The 24,002-nt window shown below is 45.9% G+C and carries 19 protein-coding genes; 9 read left to right on the forward strand and 10 right to left on the reverse strand.

Translation table 11 applies throughout. The features are described 5' to 3' along the window. The first annotated feature begins 25 nt into the window (after positions 1-25). From L0659_RS00805 to L0659_RS00815, 3 genes are read left to right on the forward strand one after another with little or no spacing between them, the layout of a single operon-like run. Positions 26-901 (forward strand): alkaline phosphatase, encoded by an 876-nt coding sequence (locus tag L0659_RS00805; RefSeq protein ID WP_235123615.1) that lies wholly within the window; start codon positions 26-28, stop codon positions 899-901. Between the two features lie 39 nt (positions 902-940). Beyond that, positions 941-2,296 carry an aspartate aminotransferase family protein gene (locus tag L0659_RS00810; protein WP_235123616.1) on the forward strand — a complete coding sequence of 452 codons (1,356 nt, stop codon included), beginning with the start codon at positions 941-943 and terminating at the stop codon, positions 2,294-2,296. 18 nt (positions 2,297-2,314) lie between these two features. Further along, positions 2,315-3,610, forward strand: coding sequence for a DUF5690 family protein (locus L0659_RS00815; protein ID WP_235123617.1), 1,296 nt, complete (start codon positions 2,315-2,317; stop codon positions 3,608-3,610). A gap of 86 nt (positions 3,611-3,696) precedes the next feature. Here L0659_RS00815 and L0659_RS00820 read toward each other — a convergent pair whose 3' ends face one another. Beyond that, positions 3,697-4,203: a hypothetical protein gene (locus tag L0659_RS00820; protein WP_235123618.1), complete on the reverse strand. Its 507-nt coding sequence runs from the start codon at positions 4,201-4,203 to the stop codon at positions 3,697-3,699. Between the two features lie 69 nt (positions 4,204-4,272). Here L0659_RS00820 and nfi point away from each other — a divergent pair, with 69 nt between their 5' ends. Further along, positions 4,273-5,001 (forward strand): deoxyribonuclease V, encoded by a 729-nt coding sequence (gene nfi / locus L0659_RS00825; RefSeq protein ID WP_235123619.1) that lies wholly within the window; start codon positions 4,273-4,275, stop codon positions 4,999-5,001. Here the strand turns inward: nfi and L0659_RS00830 are convergent. The 7 genes from L0659_RS00830 to L0659_RS00860 form a co-directional block, all read right to left on the reverse strand. Further along, positions 4,998-6,176, reverse strand: a complete 1,179-nt coding sequence (locus L0659_RS00830) for a glycoside hydrolase family 18 protein (RefSeq protein WP_235123621.1) — start codon at positions 6,174-6,176, stop codon at positions 4,998-5,000. The genes nfi and L0659_RS00830 overlap by 4 nt on opposite strands. An 80-nt stretch (positions 6,177-6,256) precedes the next feature. Continuing rightward, a complete protein-coding gene (gene ligD / locus L0659_RS00835) occupies positions 6,257-7,156 on the reverse strand; it encodes a non-homologous end-joining DNA ligase (RefSeq protein ID WP_235123622.1) in 900 nt (299 codons plus the stop codon). Position 7,157: 1 nt separating this feature from the next. Further along, the gene (locus L0659_RS00840) at positions 7,158-7,931 is read right to left on the reverse strand and encodes a Ku protein (protein ID WP_235123623.1); all 774 of its coding nucleotides are present in this window, start codon (positions 7,929-7,931) and stop codon (positions 7,158-7,160) included. A gap of 60 nt (positions 7,932-7,991) precedes the next feature. Next, the gene (locus L0659_RS00845; RefSeq protein WP_235123624.1) at positions 7,992-8,744 is read right to left on the reverse strand and encodes a LytTR family DNA-binding domain-containing protein; all 753 of its coding nucleotides are present in this window, start codon (positions 8,742-8,744) and stop codon (positions 7,992-7,994) included. After that, a complete protein-coding gene (locus tag L0659_RS00850; protein WP_235123625.1) occupies positions 8,741-9,799 on the reverse strand; it encodes a sensor histidine kinase in 1,059 nt (352 codons plus the stop codon). Before L0659_RS00850 ends, L0659_RS00845 begins: the two co-directional genes overlap by 4 nt. A 45-nt stretch (positions 9,800-9,844) precedes the next feature. After that, positions 9,845-10,498, reverse strand: a complete 654-nt coding sequence (locus L0659_RS00855; protein WP_235123626.1) for a hypothetical protein — start codon at positions 10,496-10,498, stop codon at positions 9,845-9,847. 10 nt (positions 10,499-10,508) lie between these two features. Beyond that, positions 10,509-12,674, reverse strand: a complete 2,166-nt coding sequence (locus L0659_RS00860) for a TonB-dependent receptor (protein ID WP_235123627.1) — start codon at positions 12,672-12,674, stop codon at positions 10,509-10,511. A 383-nt stretch (positions 12,675-13,057) separates the two neighbouring features. Here L0659_RS00860 and L0659_RS00865 point away from each other — a divergent pair, with 383 nt between their 5' ends. The 5 genes from L0659_RS00865 to L0659_RS00885 all read left to right on the forward strand — a co-directional run bounded on the left by L0659_RS00865 (position 13,058) and on the right by L0659_RS00885 (position 19,703). Then, on the forward strand, positions 13,058-13,270 hold the full coding sequence (locus tag L0659_RS00865) for a hypothetical protein (protein ID WP_235123628.1): 213 nt from the start codon (positions 13,058-13,060) through the stop codon (positions 13,268-13,270). A 26-nt stretch (positions 13,271-13,296) separates the two neighbouring features. After that, positions 13,297-13,491, forward strand: coding sequence for a hypothetical protein (locus L0659_RS00870; protein WP_235123630.1), 195 nt, complete (start codon positions 13,297-13,299; stop codon positions 13,489-13,491). A gap of 148 nt (positions 13,492-13,639) precedes the next feature. Next, positions 13,640-14,869, forward strand: a complete 1,230-nt coding sequence (locus tag L0659_RS00875; protein WP_235123631.1) for a multidrug effflux MFS transporter — start codon at positions 13,640-13,642, stop codon at positions 14,867-14,869. A 28-nt stretch (positions 14,870-14,897) separates the two neighbouring features. Further along, positions 14,898-16,811, forward strand: a complete 1,914-nt coding sequence (locus tag L0659_RS00880) for an AAA domain-containing protein (protein WP_235123632.1) — start codon at positions 14,898-14,900, stop codon at positions 16,809-16,811. Positions 16,812-16,913: 102 nt separating this feature from the next. Beyond that, on the forward strand, positions 16,914-19,703 hold the full coding sequence (locus tag L0659_RS00885) for a DUF5686 and carboxypeptidase regulatory-like domain-containing protein (RefSeq protein WP_235123633.1): 2,790 nt from the start codon (positions 16,914-16,916) through the stop codon (positions 19,701-19,703). 66 nt (positions 19,704-19,769) lie between these two features. Here the strand turns inward: L0659_RS00885 and L0659_RS00890 are convergent, their stop codons facing one another. Further along, on the reverse strand, positions 19,770-20,783 hold the full coding sequence (locus tag L0659_RS00890) for a YhcG family protein (RefSeq protein WP_235123634.1): 1,014 nt from the start codon (positions 20,781-20,783) through the stop codon (positions 19,770-19,772). Positions 20,784-20,981: 198 nt separating this feature from the next. Continuing rightward, positions 20,982-23,966, reverse strand: a complete 2,985-nt coding sequence (locus tag L0659_RS00895) for an FAD-binding and (Fe-S)-binding domain-containing protein (RefSeq protein ID WP_235123635.1) — start codon at positions 23,964-23,966, stop codon at positions 20,982-20,984. Between the last annotated feature and the right edge of the window lie 36 nt (positions 23,967-24,002).

Genomic DNA, 24,002 nt, shown 5'->3' on the forward strand with positions numbered 1-24,002 from the left:
TTCCGGTTTTTCTTTTGGTCAAAAAATGGATAAGCCCAAAGGCATTGAGCACGTGATCGTGATCGGTGTGGATGGGCTGAGCCCCGATGGGATCAACAAAGGAAAATCGCCGGTGCTGCACGATATGATCGCCAATGGAAGCGTGAAATGGAATGTGCGGACGGTTCTTACTTCTGCAAGCAGCCAGAACTGGGCATCCATGATCATGGGCGCGGGTCCTGAGCAACATGGCATTATCAACAACGACTGGGAAATTGACAAGCATACATTACCGGCCATTGTGCAGGAAAAAGACGGCCGTTTTCCCACCATTTTCAGTATATTTCATAAGGCAAATCCCAAGGCCGAAATTGGTGTGGTGTATCATTGGGATGGTTTTGGAAGGTTATTCCAAAAAGATGCGGTGAATTACGACAAGCGTTTTGGCACCGAAGATTCCACGGCAACTGATTTTATCAATTATATTAAAACCAAAAAACCGGCATTGGGTTTTGTGCATTTCGATCACGTAGACCATGCGGGCCACCACGGCGGCCACGGATCTGCTGAATATTATCAGTCCGTTGCAAAAGCCGATTCGCTAATCGGGAAAATCCTTTCGGGTCTGAAAGATGCAGGGATTATGGATAAAACGCTCGTGATTGTTTGGGCGGATCATGGAGGAGTGGGCAAAGGTCACGGCGGCGCGACGCCCGAAGAAGCCGAAATTGCGGGAATTTTTTATGGTAAGGATATTAAAAAAGGCTATAAAATCGAGCAGGAGGTTTACACTTATGATCTTGCTTCCACCATTGCATTCGTGCTCGGCGTGCAGCAGCCTTACGCCTGGATCGGGCGTCCGGTAAAACCTGCTTTTGAAGGTTATAAGGAGCCGGAAAATCTTTGGAAAAGCCAGAAATAAATCAATTTAAGATCATAAGCATTTCATAGTCAGTCAAAAATGGCCAGTCACAATAGAACGGAGGGGGATGTCAACTTATCGGAAGCACGCCGTGACTGGTATGCTGTCATGAGCGACCCCGAAACGCTTTCCTATCTGGAAGAAGACGCTGAGCATTTCCTGCACCAGTCGCTCTCGACGCCTTGTCTGGATGTGCTGGCTTCCTGTGAAGGAATTTATCTGACCGACATTCAGGGCAAAACTTACATGGATTTCCACGGTAACAATGTGCACCAGCTCGGTTACCGGAATCATTATATCATTGAAAAATTAAAAGAACAGCTCGACATCCTGCCTTTTTCGCCAAGGCGCTATACTAATGTGCCTGCGATTGAGCTGGCGAAAAAACTGGGAAGTCTGCTTCCTGGCAACCTTAACCGCGTGCTTTTTGCACCGGGAGGCACTTCGGCGATCAGTATGGCGCTGAAACTGGCGCGGATCGTGACGGGGAAGCATAAAGTCGTTTCGCTTTGGGATTCATTTCACGGCGCTTCGCTGGATGCCATTTCTGCGGGCGGTGAACTGGATTTTCGCAAGGATATGGGCCCGCTGATGCCTGGCGTGGAGCGCATTCCGCCTCCTATGACTTACCGCGGACCATTTGCCAATGCCGGAAATGGCGATTTGGCTTATGCAGATTATCTGGAATATGTCATTGAGAAAGAAGGCGATATAGGGGCTTTTTTAATCGAAACCATCAGAAATACAGACGTTCAGATTCCTTCGCAGGCTTATTGGGACAGGGTCAGGGAAATTTGTACAAGACACAAAGTTCTGCTCATTCTCGACGAAATCCCGATCGCATTCGGACGGACGGGGAAAATGTTTGCATTTGAACATTATGACATTGAACCGGACATTATTTGTCTGGGAAAAGGCCTGGGCGGAGGCGTCATGCCAATGGCCGCCATTGTCGCCCGCGATACGCATAACATTGCCCAAAGCGTCTCGCTGGGGCATTTCACACATGAAAAAAGTCCGCTGGGGAGCGTAGCCGCATTGGCAATGCTCGATTATATGGAGCAAAATGATATCCTGGAAAAAGTGCAGGAAGATGCCGTTTTCATGGCAGCCGAATTACAGAAATTGCAAGATAAATTCCCGCTTATCGGGGACGTGAGAGGCGTGGGATTGTTGTGGGGAATTGAATTAGTAAGAGACAAAGACACCAAGGAAAAAGCCGTAAAGGAAGCAGAAATTGTGATGTACGAATGCCTGAAAAATGGTTTGAATTTCAAAGTTTCGCAAGGGAATGTGCTGCAATTATCGCCACCGCTGATCATCAGCCGTGAACAATTGCGCGAAGCCTTGCTGATCCTCGAAAACGCCCTTGAGAAGGCCTCCGTCTTTGTGTAACTCATAAAAACCAGTGCTATGCGTTTACAAAAAGCATTGCAGCGTTCCAACGCGCTGTTCATTGCCTGGGCCGTCATTGCCTCTTTTGGAGCTTATTTTTGCATGTATGCCTTCCGGAAACCCTTCAATGCAGGCCTGTATCAGGGACTTGAACTGGGCAATGTCACTTATAAGGCCGTTCTGATCATTGCGCAGGTTGCGGGTTATACGCTTTCCAAATTTGCCGGAATAAAAGTCATTTCCGAGTTGAAACACAGCTCCCGCATCAAGCTGATTATTTCCTTAATCCTCGTTGCGGAAATCGCATTGCTTTTCTTCGGACTCGTTCCTTACCCTTACAATTTCATTTTCCTTTTTATCAATGGCCTGCCGCTCGGGATGGTTTATGGTGTTGTGTTCAGTTTTCTGGAAGGACGAAGGTTTACCGAAATGCTCGCAATGGGGCTTAATATCAGCGTTGTTGTAGCCTCGGGAATCTTGAAAACCACTTACATTGAGCTGCATACCATGCTTCCGGGCATTTCGGAGTTCTGGATGCCGGTGTTTATGGGGGCGTTGTTCCTGCCGTTTTTCTGCTTTTTTGTGTGGATGCTTTCGGTGATTCCGGAGCCTACGCCTGAGGACATTCAATTGAGAACGGAGCGGAAGCCGATGACGAAGGAAGATAAGCGCGTTGTAATGGCGCAATTTGGCTTTCCGATCGTTTGTCTGGTTATTTTCTATGCGACGCTCGTTGTCCTGCGTGATTTTAGGGACAATTTTACCATTGAAATCTGGAATGAAATCGATGCAAATTGGGGAAGCAGCGTGTTTACGACCACAGAAATGATCACGGGCGTCGTGGTGCTGGTGATCATAGGAAGCCTGGCGTTTGTGCGGGATAATGTGAAGGGATTCCGGCTTACAAATCTGATCCTTTTCGCTTCCGTGATGCTGATGGGGGCGGGGACTTTTCTTTTTCAAAAAGGAGCCGTAAATGGTTTTTACTGGATGCTGATGGTGGGGTTAGGGACTTTCCTGGCATATACGGTTTTGCAAACAGTGGTTTTTGAACGGATGATCGCGTTGTTCAGGATGAAGGCCAATGCGGGCTTCTTTGTCTACATCTGCGAAAGCATTGGTTACCTGGGGAGTGTGGCTTTGCTGCTTTATAAAGAGTTTTTTATGAAAGATCTGAGCTGGTCCAAAGTGCTGATGCAGTTTACATACATTCAATTTTTTCTCGGTTTCCTGCTGCTGGCATTTGCCAACATTTATCTGGAAAAGCTCCGGGCGAATCAGGGGCAAAAAGCCGATGGCCTCGCAACGGCCTGACATTGATACACCCGAAAAGGCACAAAAAAATGCGAACCGATTTTGTAGTAAAAATCAGTTCGCATTCATCATTGATATCATATTTCTTACTCGGTCTTTGCTTTGATGAGGATATACTCAATCTTGCTGCCATTGCCGAATGCTGATATCTGGGAATATTTTTCGTAGTTATCCCACCTTTTCAGTTGCTTGTCATCAATGTTGGGCTTAATGTTCTCTTTCAAATTAAGGATCCCAAGTATAACGCGATCTTCAAAATCATAATCCGAAAGCTTGTTGAGCTGGATCTGATCGGCAATTTCATTGATATATATGATCTCCACTTTGCCTTCGCGGTAAATCATTTTCGGGCATTTTTCGCAGCCGGCTACTTCATCTTTGTAATAACTGTCCAATGTTCCTTTGCCTAAAACAGCTTCCACTTCCTCCACGTTGCGAAGCGCAACCTTCGGCAAATCCAGCTCAACGGTTACGGGCGCATTTTCATCGCCGTCACTGAGCACAAAGAATTTAATAAAAATGGCAATCAGGATGATCACAAAGGCAATGAATTTCCAATTTGCCCATTTGCGCTTAACAGTAACTTGTTCCATGAGGATGGCTTGATTTTTTAATGAACCTAAATGTTTTCAGTCACACAAAGAATATCATGCCAGTTGCATATGAATAATAATATTGAAACACCGGAGTCAAATTACGGGCAACTCACCATTGCCGAAGCGACGGCCATTCAGGAGAAGTTGCGGGGCCTGGTGAAGCTTACGCCCATGGAGGGGGAGATCAAGACGATTGCCGGGGCAGATATTTCTCTCGACCTGTACAGCGACGCGGTTTATGCCGGAATGGTCGTTTTGAGTTATCCTGATCTACAACCTATTTCCTATTCATTGATCAAAACCACGAATATTTTCCCATACGTGCCTGGTTTCCTGGCCTTTCGCGAGATTCCGGCACTATTAAAGGTTTACGAACAGCTGACCGTTAAGCCGGATTGCACTATGTTTGACGGAAACGGCATCTTACATGCAAGACGAATGGGCATAGCGTCGCATTTTGGCGTGCTCACCGACTCCATCACGCTGGGTTGTGCGAAGAAGAAGCTCGCTGGCACGTATGCGGATCCCGGCGAAACAAGAGGGGACCATTCCCACGTAACCGACAAGGGTGACACGATCGGCTTTGCGCTGAGAAGCAAGAATAATGTGAAACCGGTTTTTGTTTCCCCAGGTCATAAAATGAGCCTGAAAGACAGCATGGACATTACCATGCAATGTCTGGGCAAACACCGGCTCCCGGAGCCGACCCGAAGGGCGCACGAATTTGTGAACCGGTTCCGGATCGGCGAGCTGAAAGAGGGATTCCACGAACTGGAACAACGGAGTTTGTCCTAGTTAAATGTCTTGTCAATTTCGTCCAGGAGGTATGTTTTTGAATCTGAATCGTATTCCCAGAACATGACGCCTGCGAGTTTTTTATCCAAAACATACTTACATTTTTCTCTTACAGACTGCTCGTCATCATAGCTCAAAACGTCGCCGGTCTTAGCATTCAGCAGGTAAGGTGCTTTTGCCGCTTCGTCGCGATATTCTTTGAAGCCTTTTTTGTTTACCATGCTGTCTTTGATCATGGTATAGCCATCCACATAGTCCTGCTTAATGTGCTTCTGGCCGAAACCCTTGTCCAGCTTCGCAACGCGGAACATACGACCGTAAAAGGGAAGGCCTACCACCAGCTTGTTCATCGGAACGCCGTCGGCAGAAAATGCTTTTACAGTGTTATCAACCGAATGGCTCGCTTTATAGATGTCAGATGGGTACAATGCGGCATGGTGAACCACCGTGTCGCCCTGGAAAAGGTCGTATGTCATCAAATTGACGTAATCCAAAAATGCAGCCGCTTTACCCATTTCGACCACTTTGAGGAACGGTGTAAAGCCGGGAACCGCAGTAGTAAGCAGCTTTTTCTTGCCTGATTCTTTTTCGAAAACATCCAATTCCTTGCGGATCGCTTCGAACATTAATGTAAAGTTCTGCTTATCCTCTGGTCGGTAAACGTTACCGTCTTCGCCCGGCATTCCCGGATATTCCCAGTCAATGTCCACGCCGTCGAGGTCGTATTTTCTGATAATGTCAACAGAGCTTGCTGCGAAAATCTTTCTGGAAGCTTCGGTCAGAACTGCGTCGGAGAAATTTTCACTCCACGTCCAGCCGCCTAGGGAAATGAGGATTTTAAGATCGGGATTCTTTCCTTTCAATAATTTGAGCTTACGGAAATTTGTAGAATCGGTTTTTTCATTGGTCAAAAACGCTTTTCCTTTCTGGACATCTACAAATGCATAATTAATGTGCGTCAGCTTGTCAACTTCAATGCGTTCTGTATTGACAAGCCCGCGAAATCCGCCTACGTACCCAATCACAACCGGCTTTGTAGTGGTGCTATCGGTTGTCGCAGCAGTTTCATCTTTTTTTTCTTCGGATTTGCAGGCCGTTGCCAGCATTAATGGCGCAACAATGCATATGGCTGCCAGAGGTGATCGCAGGGTTGTGGTAAATTTTGAAAAAAGCATGGGATTAGGTTATGGTTGAAGCGATAAAGTAACTATTACTTCAAAACTTCTCCTAATGTGATTTTTACTTGATTACCACGTTAGTCCTCGTGTAGAGCCTCCATTTTCTGTAAGGCCTTCTGCATATCAATGCCTTTGCCTAAAACACCTTTAAAAAGGTCGCCTTTTTCTTCGACCCGTTTCAGCATGTTTTTAATGGTAAAATCTTTTGGACTGAGACCGTGTTTCACCTCGCTCCATTCGAGCGGCGCGGATACGGTAGCGCCTGGCTTTGGACGTACGCTATATGCGGATGCGAGCGTTTGTGCGATCCTGTTTTGCAGAAAATCGACGTAAATCTGGTCTTTTTTACGCTTTGAAAGCGACCGTTCCAGGGTTGTAAGATTGGGAAGCCTTTCTACGACAAGCGTTGCCAGGATCTCAGCGAAATCGCGGCTTTCGTCGTAGGTGTATTTTTTACCAAAAGGAATGTAAACATGCAGCCCGCTGGATCCGGAAGTTTTACAGAAACCCGTCATACCCGTCTGATCGAGCAATTCCTTGATCACCAGCGCAACATCCACAACATCTTCAAATGTGTTTTTATCCGACGGATCAATGTCCATCACAATGTAGTCCGGATTATCGAGCTTGTTAATGGTTGAATTCCAAGGATTCATTTCAATACATCCCATATTGGCAATGTAAAGCAATGTTTCGAGGTCATTGCAAATGAAATAATTGACCATTTTCCCGGTCGATTCCGCCAGGATTTCCTCCGTTTTGATCCAGTCCGGAATATTATCTCCCGCATCTTTTTGAAAAAATCCTGGCTCGGTGATCCCATTCGGGTTGCGACGAAGCGATAACGGACGGTTTTTTAGATATGGGATAATGTAAGGCGCGATCTGGCTGTAATATTCCAGCAATTCGCCTTTGGTAATCTGCTCGTCCGGCCAATAGATTTTGTCCAGGTGCGTCAGTTCCGCTTGCTTTTTCATATCACGATGCTTTTCGTTTCGGCGCGCTCAAACTTTCTTTCAACTGGGCCATAAGATCCTTGCTTTTTGAATGCACGATCTTCATTTTCGGCGCTGTTGGTTTTTTGCCTTTCGCTTTCGCCATGATCAGTTTCAGCAGCGACTCATTATATGTGTCTTTGTAATTTGAAATGTCAAAATCGGTGGTCAGCTGTTCGATAAGTTGCACAGCCATAGCCATTTCCGCGGGTTTGATCTTCACATCAGGAATGGTAAGCTCTTCCGTTTCGCGGATTTCGTCCTGAAACCTTATTTTATTCAAAATCAAAAGATCACCAGCAGCTTTGATCAAAACCAAACTTTCCCGGTTCCGCAAAACATATGTTCCCAGGCCGGCCTTTCCTGTTTTTTTCAATGCATCACGAAGCAATGCATACGGTTTGCCGCCTGATTTTTCGGGTTGGAGATAATAGGGCGTTTCGTAGTAAATGCTGTCAATGTCCTTTTCATTGACAAATTCAGCAATTTCAATGATCTTGGTTTTTTCGGGGCTAGCCTTTTCAAAATCTTTATCATCCAGGACAACATATTCATCTTCAACCTTATAGCCTTTCACAATATCATCCCAATCCACTTCCTTGCCCGTATTCGCATTTACGCGCTGATACTTAATGTTAGCGTGATCTTTTTTGTCCAGCATATCCAGGTCCAGCTCGGCCTGCTGCGTCGCGCTGAACAATTTTACGGGAATGCTGACAAGGCCAAATCCGATGGCCCCGGACCAAATTGCTCTCATATCTTTTGTCGAAAATGATCAATTATTTTGAGAGACAACACGTTAAAAATCCGTGCCGGGTTATTGCCCGAGCCAGGTTTTAAAAGGGCCCATCCGCTCACGGCTGATCAGGATATCGTTATCGTTGCAGTTTTCGAGATGTACTTTTAGTCGGCTGTTGGAGTAAGTGAACACATCTTTGATAGCGGAAATGGAGCTGATGTATTTCCGGTTAATCCTGAAAAACTGCTCAGGCGCGACCATTCCTTCAATCTCATCCAGAATGTAGTCCAATGCAAATTTCTTTCCCTGCCGGGTTTGCAGCAAAGTGATTTTGTCTTCGCTATAAAAGAATGCAATGTCTTGAATGTCAATGGTCTGTATACGTTCGCCCAGTTTTACCAGGAAGCGTGTTTTGAATGTTTTGGTGGGAGTTTGGATCAGGCTCCGGATTTGTTCCAGGGAAATGCCAGCTTCTTTTTTGCCTGATCTGAATTTATTTAATGCCTGCGTAAGCTCTTCGGGATCAATGGGTTTTAATAAATAATCAATGCTGTTCAGCTTAAATGCTTTAATGGCATATTGGTCGTAAGCCGTGCAGAAAATGATCGGTGCGGTTACTTTCACTTTATCGAAAATTTCAAAACTAATGCCGTCTGCCAGCTGAATGTCAACGAAAATCAGATCGGGTTCGGGATTGTGGTTGAACCAGCTTACGGCAGCTGATACCGTATCAAGGCTTTCAAGAACCTGCGCTTCGGGTAAATGCTTACTTAGCAGCTGGGTCAGGCGCCTTACGGCTGGTTTTTCGTCTTCTATGATCAGCACTTTCATATAAAAAGCAATGGTAATTTTACAACAAAATGGCCCTCAGCATTGCTCACCTCGATTTTCTCCTGGCTCAGCAGCTCATAACGCTTGCTAATGTTCGCAAGCCCCACGCCTGTGGATTCGTCCGGCAAGCTGCTTTTAGGTTGTAAGTTATTTTTGACGATCAAATGATTGTTAATCAGTCCAATGTCAATTTTCAATGGCATTTCCATAGAAGCAACATTGTGCTTGATAGCATTTTCCAATAATAATTGCAGGGATAGGGGCGGTAAGGAGGCGCTTGCATTTGCATCCACCCGGATATGATATTGCAGGCTTTCTTCAAAACGGATCTTTTGTAATGAAAGATAATTTTCAGCAAAACCGAGTTCCTGTTTCAGCGACACCAGCTCTTCCTGCTGCACTTCGAGCACGTAACGATAAATGCCGGAAAGCTGCCGGATAAACTTTGCCGCCGTGTCCGGATTTTCGTAAACCAGGTTACTCAGCACATTAAGCGAATTGAATAAAAAATGCGGATTAAGCTGATCTTTCAAGGACTGATATTGCTGCGCAAACCGCTCCGTTTTCAACTGCTCCGACTCAATTGCCGCCGTGCGCCATTCCAACAGGAAAGAACGGCTGATGAGGATGAACAAAATCACGAAGGAGATTTTCATTGGGAACGCAGTCCAGCCTACCAGTCTTTTCCAGGGAATGTTGTTTAATGTAAAGGTTTTGGTAACAAAGAATTGGAATAGGAAAATGATGACAATGCTCGCACAGAATACATACAAGAAATAGCACAAACTCTCTAAAAGCAGCCTTTTGACGGGATATTGGATCCAGGAAATGGTCCTGTCGAAATAATCTTCCATCAAAAATCCGCCGTAACTCAATGTGGACGACATGATGAATGAGATCAGGATTTCCCGTACTAAATTCCCGTAACCTTCTCCGGTAGCAATGCATTCGGCAAAGGAGCCGATGGAAATCACCATAGCAATCAGCAAGTTGGCTCCCAGAAAAGCCGGAGAGAAATTCCAGAATTTTTTTGAGCCGCGCACGGGGATTTTCATCGATGATTGAAGGTCAGAAAGGGTTAATTTAAATCGCTATGCGCATTATTGGCAACTTTTTGCCATTTGCTCGGCCAGGCTTTTGCCCCAGGTCGGCAATAAGGCCGCTTTGAGCGCCGGCTCATCCTGTGAAGCAAATATAGCCAGACTTTCTTTCGCATAGCCGCAAGCTTTTTCCGTCCCCGAGCCGAAAAATTTGGCCATTCCATATTCCATTTGGGCTGTCAGCGCCATAGCACGCGGATTTTTCGGATCCATAGCCCGTGCTTTCCCAAATGTCTGCAGCACCCGGCCCGACAAGCTCTGACCGCGGCTTACAGCATCAGCATTGAGTTTTGCCATTAATACAAAACCCTGTAAAGCAACGATTTCTGAATTGTTTTTGGATAATGCCTCCGCCTTCTGGGCCAGCTCGTCCGCTTTTGCCAGCACTTCGTCTTTTTTATCCAAAGAAAGCGATTTATCCATCCCCTGGAATGTATAAGCAAGTCCCTGATAATAAACCGGCTGCCACTCAGCCGGATTCAGTTCCGCAATCCGCCCGAATGCATTGGCCGACTGCTGCAAAAGGGGCAGGGAATCCGTTTCAATGAGTTTTGCAATTTCCTTTTTCATGGCTTTTTGATAAGGCGAATCCTGCGATGATGCGGTAAGGATGGTCAATAGGAACAAAATGGTGGTTTGGGTTAGCTTTTTCATGTTGTTTGTTTTATAAATTGTTTAGTTGATTGGCTTTTTTGTCTTTGGAAAGCGTAATGAACAGCCCTGCAAAAAGGAAGCGCTCAGCACCCTGGCCCACGGCCCTGCCTGCATACGAACCCGACTCATCCGGCTGCGAAGCATATTGATAGCCGAACACATTTTGCCTTCCCAAAACATTGGAGCAAGCCACGTGCAGGATCACATTGGGCTTGGGCAGATAGCTTATACTCAGGCTCAGATCGCTATACGCTGTTGTTTTGCGCTGCATTTCGCCGGGCAGGTTAGGGTCATTATACGTGTGGCCGCTGTTCCAGGTCCACGATGTTCCCAGCAATGATTTCATAGCTGTTACGAAATGTTTCACCACAACTGAACCATTGTGTTTCGGCGCAAATGACGGTTGTACTTTCGTTTCATAGGCAGCAAACCTGCGCTTGCTGTCCACAAAACTGTATGTAATCCAGAAATCGGTGTCCTTGATCGTTTGCTTGTCGCGCAGGAAAAAATCAACGCCTCTTGCATAGCCCGCACCATTTAGAGCAATGTTCTTTGGATCGTTTGCCGCACCTTGGTAAGTCACCAGGTTGTCGTAATCTTTGAAGAATGCTTCCGCGCGGAATGTACGTTTGTTATTGACAATGAAGTAATTAAGAATGTAATGCGTTGCCGCGGAATTTTTCAGATTGGTTTGGCGCACCCGCAACTTTTCTTCTGCCAGTTGTTTGAATTTGCCCGCTGCGAAGGAAAATTGTCCCTGGTTATCCAATTTGTAGGCCACTGAAAATCGCGGCGTGAACCAGGTTTCTTTTGCTAACGTGCTGTATCCGCTCCGCAGGCCGCCTACCATAATGAAACGGTTGCTGAAATAGTAAGTGGCTTCTACAAAATGATTGAACTGATTATCCGTAAACTGCCTTTTCAAATTCTGGTCCGGCAATGCTTCGGAGTAAGTTTTGGCATAGTATTCCAAGCCATTTTTGAGGGAAAATTGCGGAGAGAAATCTTTAACGGCAACTCCTTTGGAATGAAAGATCCCATTAACCTGCCGGATACCATCTGCATTGAGCTGAATGGCATCCCGGTTGTTGGATAGCGCAACGCCGCCGTAAAACAGCCAGCCCTTGTTTCCCGAATGCCGGAAGGATACATTGCCATAGTTGTAATGGTTGTCGAGTTTGACGCGGTCGCCACGACCAGCATTGCCCAGAATTTTCTGCCAGATCACCATATTACTGCCCTCGGTATGAAAATAGGCTTTAATCATACCTGCTTTCCCAGTCACTGGGTTTCCCCATTTTTGGCGCAGCGAAATCTCCGCATCCCAGTTCGACGGCGCTTGCTCCCAATCAAAATTTTGGCTGACAAGCGATTGATAAGGAGCCAGATTGTAATAGTTGGCTGAGGCTGTCAACGCGCGGTTATCCTTTACCAAAGTCTGCGTGTAACCGCCACCGAGCGACATAACGCTCACATCTCCCTGGTTTCTGAGCGGAAGGTCCAGTGTGTTCAGTGCCAAAGCCGATGACAGCGCCTGCCCGTATTCTGCGGAATACCCGCCAGTGCTGAAAAAGGATCCTTTGAATAAATTGGCGCTAAAACGGTTGCGGGTAGGAACATTGGAAGTGGTGCTGCCAAATGCGTTTCCTACTTGGAGGCCATCTATAAAAATGGCGGTTTCCGAAGCATCGCCGCCGCGGACAAACAGTCGCCCATCGTTTCCGACCGTGGAAGTGCCTGGTAATGTGAGTAATGCAGCCGTAATGTTGCCCATGGCGCCGGAGGTTGTCACAATGTCAAGCGGTTTAAGGACAACGGATTTTTTCTCATCGCCGGCTTCCATTGCCCCCGCCGAGATGGTGACAGCATTCAGCTGATTAATGCTTTCAGCAAGCGTAATGTTGGCAGTTATGGGTTGTCCTTGAAGCTCTAAAACCCATTCCTGACTTTTAAAACCAACTGCCTGAACATTCATTGTGTGGCTGCCAGCTTCGGTTGTAGTGAAAATGAAGCCGCCGTCAGCGCCGGAAGTGGTCCCGTCGTAAGTCCCTTTCAGGAAAATATTTACGCCGGGCACCGCATTCCCTTTGTGATCGGACACCCGGCCGGAAATGGTTGTCTGTGCCATTACAGCCGATGCCAGAATTAGAAGTAGAAGTGTAAATCCGATTTTCATTAGTGCCTTGGTTTGACCCAAAGTTGTGCAGAATGAAAACCGTTGAAAACACAAGGTTACCGGAGTTCAGAACAGGGCATATGAAGTGCGGAAATTGTGAACCGAAGTGACTTTTGAACCGTATGATTTTGCGGAAATGCGGATGCTGATTGTATGAGCAAAACGGGTTTATTTGATATTTTTTCTACATGAGGTGAAAATTTTTTTCAAATTCTGCAAAAGGGTGAATGTCAGCATTTTGTTCATTTCATTTTAGTGGAATCTTACCCATTATTGGCGTAGAAATAACCTGGATGCCGGGTGGGCTGGCTTATCTGGCATGCTTATTTATTCAACCTCTGCAAAACAGTTTACATCGACTAACTCTTAATTTCGAATATAACATGATCGCTACACTTGGTAATAACGCAATAAATACATTGAAGCCTGGCGCAGTTCTTACAGTTTCTGACGCTCAAAATGAAATCGATGCGCAGAGAGAAGTAGCAGATTTTCTGCAAATGAGCAACAGAACCGACCTTAGTTATTTTTCCATTTCAAAAAATTATTTCCTGTTGTATTCGAAATCTGATAGTCCTGTAAGTGGCATTGCTTAAAGTAAAAATTATCTTTTAAAGAAGTCATGGTACAATCAGGTACATTTCAAATGCTGGGCCAAAAGCTCATTAATATCATCATTCACAAAGAAGACGTAGTTAAAATAGCACCGATACAAGAAGGACCCGGTTGCATTATTTATCTGAAAAACAAAGTTCCATACGCAGTGAGCGAAAGCGAGCGCGAAGTTTATAAGAAGTTGGACTGGATCGTTGCCTGAAACGCGATCATAGTGGTGAAGAGTGAGCGAGGCTTCGAAAAGAGGCCTCTTTTTTTGTGCCTTACGGGTGAGATAAATCCTATTTCTCCGAACCTCCCCGGGCATATCCGCGTTATACCGGCCTAATGCTACGTCACATCACTCCATAATGTCCAAAAAAACATATTTCTTTCTCATCTTGATTCTAGGCAGCTTAACGGCGCTCGGGCCTTTTTCGATTGACATGTATCTGCCCGGTTTCCCGGCGATCGCCAGGGATCTGCATACGACGGCAGCCAAAGTTTCTCTCTCATTATCAGGCTTTTTTGTAGGAATTTCGGTGGGGCAGCTTTTATACGGGCCGCTGCTCGACAGGTTCGGGCGGAAAAAGCCGCTATTCATCGGGCTTGTGGTCTACATTCTGGCTTCGGTAGGATGTGCCATGGCCAATAGCATTAATGACCTGATTTTGTTGCGTGTCATTCAGGCAATCGGAAGCTGCGCGGCTACGGTTGCTTCTGTTGCAATGGTCAGGGACTTGTTTCCGGTGAAAGACAATGCAAAGGTTTTTTCGCTGCTATTGCTCGTTGTTGGCGTTTCTCCTATGATCGCCCCTACGGTTGGCGGATATGTAACGGATGCATTCGGCTGGCATGCGGTGTTCTGGATCCTGACAGGCATGGGCGTGGCGATTCTTCTGGCAACAGTGCTTTGGCTGCCTGACAGTTATAAACCCGACAAAACGCTTTCCTTAAAGCCAAAACCGATTCTGCTCAATTTCCTGCAAGTGATCCGCGAGCCCCAGTTTTACACTTACGCGCTGACTGGTGCGATTGCATTTTCGGGACTGTTTGCCTACGTAGCAGGCTCTCCGTTGGTTTTTATGGAGGTTTTCCACACAGATGGCAAAGTGTACGGATGGATCTTTGCTTTTCTATCCATTGGGTTTATTGGATCAAGTCAGTTGAATACACTGTTTTTGAGAAAATTCACGAGTGAGCAGGTCGTCAATACTGCATTGATTTGCCAGGTTATTGTCAGTTTTGCATTTCTGGCCGCCGCATTGTCTGGCTTGCTGACGCTTCCGGTCGTGATCGTTTTCCTGTTCTTTTTTCTTTGCTGCATTGGATACACTTATCCCAATGCCGCCGCGCTGTCATTGGCTCCTTTTACGAGAAATGCAGGCAGCGCATCCGCATTAATGGGCGCTTTTCAAATGGGCGCGGGCACATTGATCTCCATCGTGATCAGTATTTTTGAAGAACCTTCTGTGATTCCCATGGTGGCTTCAATGGCCGGATCATCACTTCTGGCGCTTTCCATGCTCGTTTTTGGCAGGCGCTTTATCAAGGGAAAAGTGGAAGTGCAGCAGGGCGCAGATGCAGCTATGATACACTAAATACCAGTTTTCCTGACTTTATTTGTGTATGGATTATTTTAAAAACCTCCTCAATTTACTCAAAACTGAAAGGGAAGAAGACAGGCTTTCTTACCAGCGGTTAACCGAAAGATCTTCTGTTTCCGAGCGGCGCGCGAGCGGATTGAGCTGGTATCCCATTGCCATCAGAGGCTCAGAAATGAGCCGTGGTGATTATCTGACGGTCGAGGTTGAGCGCACGACGCACCAGGACATATCCCACCAGCTACGGTTTGGAATGCCGGCGGTTTTGTTTTCCAATCATGAACCTAAGAAGGATAGGTTGGAAGGCATCATCACGCATCAAAGCGGTAACAGGCTTAAAATCACACTGCGCACGGACGAGCTCCCCGAATGGTCGCGCGATGGAAAGCTGGGCATTGACCTGCTTTTTGATGACAATAGTTATGACGAAATGCAAGGTGCCATTAAGGCTGCAACTGCATTGCTTGAAAATGAGAAAGAGGGGCGTCTGGTTAAAATCCTGACCGGTGAAAAATCACCTTCTTTTAATCAGGAACTTCCTAAATTAACGATTCCGAGGCTGAATAGCTCACAAAATGAGGCTGTTAACAAAATCCTTTCCGCTTCTGATCTCGCCATCGTGCATGGGCCTCCGGGGACAGGAAAAACGACGACATTAGTTCAAGCCATAAAAGCTTTGATCAAGCAGGATCACCAGCAAATCCTGGTTGTTGCGCCGAGTAATACGGCTGTGGATCTACTCAGTGAAAAGCTGACAGACGAAGGGTTGAATGTGCTCAGGGTCGGAAATCCCGTGCGCGTTTCGGAGCGGTTAATGTCACTTACGCTTGATAGCAAGCTGACGGGACATGCGCGTATGAAGGACATTAAAGCGCTGAAAAAGCAGGCAAACGAATACAAAAACCTGGCACACAAATACAAGCGCAATTTCGGAAAAGCCGAGCGCGACCAGCGGAAGGCGCTTTTTGATGAAGCGCACAAGATCATGAAAGAAGTGGGCAGTGTGGAGCAATATGCGATCGAGGATATTCTGAGCAAAGCGCAGGTCATCACGGCCACATTGGTTGGCGCGAACCATTATACGGTCCGCAATTTGAAATATAAAACTGTGGTCATTGATGAGGCAGGCCAGGCTTTGGAACCGGCTTGCTGGATCCCGATTTTGAAAGCTGAGAAAGTGGTGCTGGCAGGTGATCATTTTCAATTAGCCCCGACCATCAAATCGAGTGAGGCGGCTAAGAACGGTTTGAGCACAACATTGCTTGAAAAGTGTGTGTCGCTGCATCCGGAATCGGTAACGCTGCTGGAAGAGCAGTATCGTATGAACGAGGCGATCATGGGTTATTCTTCCAAAATATTTTATCAAAACAAACTCAAAGCCAATTCCTCCGTGGCCGATCATCTGGTATTCCCGGCGGATTCACCTTTGGCGTTCATTGATACGGCGGGTTGTGGTTTTGATGAAAAACTGGAAGGAACGAGCTCCACCAATCCCGACGAAGCGTCGTTTTTATATAAACACCTTACTCAATATGTTGCTGATCTGACGCAGGTTAAGGACTTCAATGTGTCCGGCTTTCCCAGTATAGCAGTCATTTCGCCTTATAAAGAGCAGATTGGTTTACTAAAAGAACAATTGGTTCATCACGCTGTTTTACAGCCTTTTATAGAAAAAATTTCAGTTAACACCATTGATAGCTTTCAAGGCCAGGAGCGGGATATTGTTTACATCAGCATGACCCGCAGCAATCCTGAGGGAGAGATTGGGTTCCTTTCTGACATTCGACGGATGAATGTGGCCATGACGCGGGCGCGTAAAAAACTGGTCGTCATCGGCGACAGTGCTACACTTTCCAGCCTGCCTTTTTACGCAGATTTTATTTCCTATGCAGAGGAGCGCGGAGCCTATCAAAGCGCCTGGGAATTTGCTGATATTTGATAGTTTGAAAAATGCTTTTGACATTTAGATGCAACCCAATTATATTTAAAAGCATCTTCACCGAAAGTTACAAGCAATCAACAAACGTGTTTCTGCTATCCTATGCGCAAACTTTACGTTTCTGTCATTCTATTCTCTTTATTAGTCATCAGTCAAAGTATTGCGCAGAACACTGGTTCTAGTGGGATTAAAGGCATTATTAAAACAAAAAATGGCGAACCGCTGCCATTTGCTGCCATCGTTGTAAAAGGCACGTCCATCAGCACGATCTCAAATGAGGAAGGCCGTTATCAACTGGACCTGAAACCCGGCTATTATGAGGTCATTTTCCAATATTTAGGTTTCAAAACGGGACAAAAAGGGTTTACGGTCGAGAATAAAATGGAAACCTTCGACCTGACCATGGAAGAACAGGCCCTGAACCTGGGCGAAGTGCGTATCGGAAGCCGTGACGAAGATCCTGCCTACACCATTATGCGCCGTGCCATTGCCAAAAGCCGCTATCATTTGCTCCAAGTCGATAGTTATGTGGCCAAAGCCTATTCCAAATCTTCCATAGTGATTACAGACCTTCCTTTGGAATTTTTGTATAAAAAAGAATTGAAGGAAGTGGAAAAGGAGACAAATTTCAAAAAAGGCGTTCCTATCCTCAATGAAAGCGTTTCCGAGGTCACGTTCAAGCAGCCCAATACGTATAAACAGAAGGTTATTGCTGCCCGAAACAGCCAGGATAAAGATTTTGCGAATCCCAATGCTTACTTGCTGACAAGCTTTTACCAGCCTGAGGTGGTTAAAGCCGTTTCCCCGTTGTCGCCGCGCGCATTTGCTTATTATAAGTTTGAATATCAGGGAGCATTTCGCGAAAATGGCATTGAAGTGAATAAAATAAAAGTCACCCCCAGGTCGTACGGCGAAGGCGTTTACAAAGGGACCATACACATTATCGAAGATGAATGGAGCATTTACAGCCTTGATCTGACGACCGTTAACACGGGTTTTACTATTGATATAAAACAGGTTTACAGCCCGGTTCAAGGCGTATGGATGCCTGTTAATCAGCAATTCCATGTTCAGGGAGGGATTTATGGTTTGAAAGGAAAAGGTGATTTTGTGATCTCACAATCATTTTCAAACATTAAGATCAATCCCGCATTCAGGCCGGACATTGTAGTGGTGGACGACAAAAAGCAGAAAGACGAAGCAAAAAAAGTGAAGCTTACGGGCCGGGAAATCAAGACGCAGAAATTGGAGGAAGTGGTCAGCAAGCAAAAAGAGTTTTCTGCCAAAAATCTGCGTAAACTGATGAAGGAATACGAAAAGCAAGACCTGAAAGCAAAAGAGGAGAAAGGGGAGGATATAGACCTGAACTTCACCAGAAATGATACAACAGTTGTGGATTCCATGGCCAGCATGCGCAGCACGGCATTTTGGGATTCGATCCGGACAGTTCCTTTGACGACAGCCGAAGTGAAAAGCTATACGCGGCTGGACAGCATTGTGGTCATGACCAAAGGCACGCAGGAACAAAAAGACAGCCTGAAAGTCGCTAAATCCGATACGTCCAAAAGCAATAGAAAAAGCGGAGGGCTGGGTTTCATCGGTGATATTTTTACCGGGCACAGTTTCAGGTTGGGCAAGAAAAGTCCGTGGCGACTGGATTATGTGACCCCGCTGCTCGGCGCGCAGGTCAACACGGTCGAAGGATTTGTTTTGAATGGCGGTGGGTTTAAACTGCGTTACAGAGGCGGTGATCCCAAGCAAAATCAGGAAGGCTTAGAGATTGGTTCTAATGGTGTAAAGCGATTTTCAGTTCGGCAGGGGCAGCAATTATCCTTTAATGCGCTTACCCGTTACTCGTTTGCGCGACAGAAATTAATGGTTTTTGGCGGAATTGATTACGGCTGGAAACGCAACAAGTTTAACTTGTCGGGCGGTCAAACGGTTTCTCAGTTTAACAGCGAAAATCCGATGCATCCGCTTTTGAACTCCATTACAACCTTGTTCTTGGAGCAGAATTTTATCAAAGTCTACGAAAAGAATTTTGTCCGGCTTGACTTTGCAACCAACCGCGAAAACGAACATTTCGAGCTGAGAGCCAACATTGAATATGCAGACCGTAGTCCGCTGCGCAATTTGCAAAATACAAATCCATACCGCTGGATCGACTGGAAACGCAGGGAATTTACTTCAAACATTCCCTTCAACGAAGAGTTGACGGACGAAAGTGGCACCGCATCAGTGGAGATGAAAACGCATCAGGCATTAACACTAGGAATCGCGGCATCCTACAAACCCTGGCAGAAATATCGTACGAGAAGTGGTAAGACCTCTTTCTACGACGATGATTCGCCAAAATTATCGGTGAATTATCGGAAGGGGATCAATAATGTGTTCGGAAGCGATGTTAAATACGACTTTTTTCAAATCGGCATCCAGCATGGTTTCGAAACGGGTGTAAGAAGCAAATTAAGCTATAAACTGGCCGCCGGGCAGTTTATAGGCGACAGCGTCACTTTTCCGGACTATCAGCATTTTGCAGGCAACCGCTTCTTTTTCCAGCTAGGCGACCCTGTCAGCACATTCAGAATGCTCGATTATTACCGTTACAGCACATCCAAGCATTTCTTTGAAGCCCACGTCCTGAGCGAGTTCCGCAAATTCCTGCTCACCCAAATCACCTGGTTCCGCATTCTCGGCATCAAGGAAAATTTCATGCTTCATTACCTCGCCACACCCGCTTCCCGCAACTACACCGAACTCGGCTACGGCCTCGACGTCGGGATCCGCTTTCCCTTCCGCATAGAAGTCGTAAGCAATTTCGAGCGTTTTAAGTATAGAACCACTGTGTTTAGGATTGGGACTACTATGAATTTTAATTTGGGGCGGGATTAGGTGAAATGGCAACTTTTTAGGAATCCATTCCTAAAAAGTCGGGTTTTGGAATTTCTATTACAGTGTTCATTTACTAAATTCAAAAAGCTTCTGCGCAATTTCAGCAGCGGATGGCAGCATGGCCTCGTACATCTTGGGTAAGTGATGCGAAGTGTTATAGGTTGCAATGCCGATTGGTTGAGCAGCGCTTTTTAGCGAATATTCGACTATTGTCCTGTCTTTGCTTTTACAAATAATGATCCCAATTGATTCGTTTTCGTGAGGAAGCTTAACAGTATCATTTAAAACAGCCAGGTAAAATTCCATCTTTCCTTTGTGCTCTGGCTCAAAGTCTCCGATTTTCAAATCTATTGCGATAAGGCATTGCAACTTTCTGTGATAAAGCAATAAATCAACCCAAAAATCCTTGGCATTAACCTGAATGCGATATTGGTTCCCAATAAATGAGTAGTCACTTCCCATTTCTAGAAGGAACTTTCTGATATTTTTGACGAGTGCTTGCTCTAACTCTTCCTCGGAATGTTCATTTGCTAAATTTAGAAAATCAAATGTATAAGCATCCTTAACCGCAAGCAGAGCTTGCTTGCTTAATTTTTCAGGTAGGGCTTCGTCAAAATTCGTCTGGTTTAGCAGATATTTCTCAAAGGTCTTGTTTTCAATTTGATGAATCAAAACGTTCTTCGTCCAACCGTGCTTCTTCGTTGCGAGGATATAAAATTGCTTTTCCTGGCTATTTTTACACTTAGAAAAAATGGCTAAATGTTTGGACCATCCAATTTCTCCAACCAATGGTTGGAGATTTGTATCTGCGTGATAATCAGTATAAAACTGAACCATATACCAAATGTTGGATGTGGAAAAGCCACCAATTCCCGGAAACTCCAACTGCAGTTCTTTGGATAGCTTGGAAACGATGGATTTGCCCCAGCTCTCGGACTGTTTTTCAGCAATAGACTTGCCGATTTCCCAATAGAGGTTAATCAATTTAACATTAACTTCTCGAAGCGCTTCGTACTGCGCGTGCCTGATTTTTTCTTTGATGTCAAGAATGAATTCTTTTTCTAAAATGCTTAAAGTCATGCCCATTGGTTTGTGATTTTGCATTGATACGCAATCACTGGAACTTGGTCACCTCGAAGTTTAGAAATTTACGACTTGTAACAAGTCGTCTAAATCTCCAGCCAATGGTTGGAGATTTATATTTATTTGATAATGAAAGCTTAACATGAAAAATTCTATGTCAGAAGTGATGCCAGAATTTACCGTATTGCAGACTTCCTATACCAGCGCCTCCCACAAGATCTCTGCGGGATGAAGGGCTTTGCGGCCGGTGCCGTCGTGGATCTGGTGGCGGCAGCTGGTGCCGGGGGCGGCGATGATCACTTCTTCGGGTTGCTGACGGACTGCGGGGAAAAGAACGAGTTCGCCGATTTGCATGGAAATGTCATAATGCTCCTTTTCATAACCAAACGATCCCGCCATGCCGCAGCATCCCGATGGAATGAGCTGGACGTTGTAATTTTCCGGCAGGGAAAGCATTTTTTTGGTTGGTATCATGCTTGAAATGGCCTTTTGCTGGCAATGTCCATGCAATTTGATCAACCGCTTTTCCTTGGTAAACTGATCTTTTGAAATGTGTTTTAACTCAATTTCTCGCGAGATGAACTCGTCGAACTGCAATGCGTTTTGCGCTAGTTTTTTGGATTCTTCAACAAGCTCATCGCTAACCAAATCCGGATATTCGTCTCGGAAAGTCAGGATCGCAGACGGTTCGATGCCTACCAGCGGCGAGTCATATGAAATGATGTCTTTAAGCAGGTTAATGTTCTCCTCGGCAATTTTTTTCGCATCCTTCAAAAGTCCTTTCGAAAGTTGAGGGCGGCCGGAAGGCGCATGATTTGGGATAATCACTTCATAACCCAGCTTTTCAAGTGTCAGAATGGATTTTTTGCCAATCTCGACATCATTATAATTGGTAAATTCATCACAGAACAGATACACTTTACGACCACCCGTCGATTTGCCGGCTTTTCGATGATCATACCATTTTTTCAATGTGGTGCTATGCAGCAGCGGCATGGTGCGCTCAGGGTGGAAACCAACAACGCGATTGGCGATTTTACGCAAGGGTGCATTTTTAAAAACCAGATTATAAGCCCATGGAACATAGCTGGCAATGCCCGTCATTTTGGAGAAATTTCCAACCAGCCATGAACGCAACGGAATGCCGTTGGCATCATGATATTGCTGCAAAAATTCCATTTTCAATTTTGCCACATCCACATTGGAAGGGCATTCTCCTTTGCAGCCCTTGCAAGCCAGGCACAGGTCGTAAACTTCCTTAATTTCCTTATTATCAAAGCGATTCTCTTTGGGAGAACGTGTTAACATTTCTCTGAGAATGTTAGCGCGTGCACGCGTGGTGTCCTTTTCGTTTCGGGTTGCCATGAAACTCGGGCACATTGTCCCGCCGCTCATTTGCGTTTTGCGACAGTCGCCGGAGCCGTTGCACTGCTCCGCATGCTGCAAGATATTTTGGTCGTGAAAACGGAAGTATGTCTTGAATTCAGGCGTTTGCTGATCAGCTTCGTAGCGCAGGAAAGTATCCATTGGCGCCGTATCCACAATTTTTCCGGGATTGAAAATGTTGTTGGGATCCCATACCCTCTTAATGTCTTTGAAAAGCTGATAATTGTGCTCGCCAACCATTTTTGGAATAAATTCCCCTCTTAACCGCCCGTCGCCGTGCTCTCCGGAAAGTGAACCATCATATTTTTTGACCAAGTCAGCAATTTCCTCGGCGATCATCCTGAATTGCCTGTGCCCCTCGCTGGTTTTGAGGTTAATAATGGGCCTGAGGTGAATTTCGCCCGTTCCGGCATGGGCATAATGCACTGCAGACATCCCGTGTTTTTTCAGGATTTCATTAAAATCCCGGATATAATCGGGCTGGTCGTAAACATCAACAGCCGTATCCTCGATCACTGCAACGGCTTTTTCATCGCCGGGAATGTTGCCGAGCAATCCCAGACCAGCTTTTCTTAATGTCCAGATTTTCTTTGTATCGTCACCAAAAAGCAAAGGATAATGAAAGCCTATGCCTGCTTCCTGCAACTCTTTGGTCATTTCAGCTGAAAGCGCTTCCACTTCCTCTTTCGTTTCCCGGGAAAGATCCACAACCAAAATGGCAGGAAATTTCCCGTCTGGTTTATTCATGACAAAAAAGGCATTTTTCTTCTGTTCTGCATTCGTAGCGGCACATTCCAGGACGTAATCATCAATGAGCTCAACGGCGTGCGGCTGATATTTCAGGGTCAGAATGGTTGCCCTTAATGCTTCATCAATGGTGTCGCAATGCACGCAAACGAGGCCTTGCGTTTTAGGCGGCAGCGGGACAAGGTTCAGTTTTATTTCTGTCAAAAAGCACAATGTTCCTTCCGAACCTGCGATCAGGCTGCACATATTAAATGGCTGTGCAGGCTCACCAAGGGCATTTTGGGTTGCATAGGGTTCGGTATGCAGCAACATATCCAGCGCATAGCCCGTGTTCCTTCTGCCAATGCTTGGTTTTGGGAAATTTCTTCTTATTTCATCCTGATTGACAGGTGATTGAAGTATCTCGTTGGTTTTGAGATAGATCTTATCCAGAAGCGTTGCACTTCCGTTTTTCTGCTGCGCTCCTGCAAGCAGATTTTTAAAGTCACCGCTTTTAATATTTTTAAATTCCGCATCCGAACCGTCCGCCAGAATCGCTTTCACCTCTAATGTATGCTCCCGTGCGCTGCCGTAAACAATAGAATTGGAGCCGCAGGAGTTGTTTCCCACCATTCCGCCGATCATGGCGCGGTTAGCAGTAGAGGTTTCCGGCCCGAAATAAAGTCCGTAAGGTTTCAGGGCCATATTGAGCTCATCACGCACCACGCCTGGCTGTACCCGGACCCATTTTTCGGCCGCATTTATTTCGAGGATTTTTGTAAAATTCCGTGAAACGTCCACAACGATGCCGTTGCCCACAACCTGTCCCGCAAGTGACGTTCCGGCGGTCCTTGGAATCAGCGAAATCCGCTTTTCCGTTGCATAGCGGATCAGTGTTTTGATATCGGCTTCCGACTTGGGGATGGCCACAGCGAGTGGCATCTCACGGTAAGCGGAAGCATCGGTTGCGTACAGGGTCCGCATCGTATTATCGAAATGCAGTTCACCCTCAAGTTGTTTGGCAAGAAGACTTAAATCACTGTTAGTTACAGGAAGCGGCGCGGTCATGGTGTTGGAAAAGCGGAAAATATCAGCCTCAAAGTT

This window comes from Dyadobacter sp. CY347 (genome assembly GCF_021502655.1).
In the GTDB taxonomy this organism is placed as follows: domain Bacteria; phylum Bacteroidota; class Bacteroidia; order Cytophagales; family Spirosomataceae; genus Dyadobacter.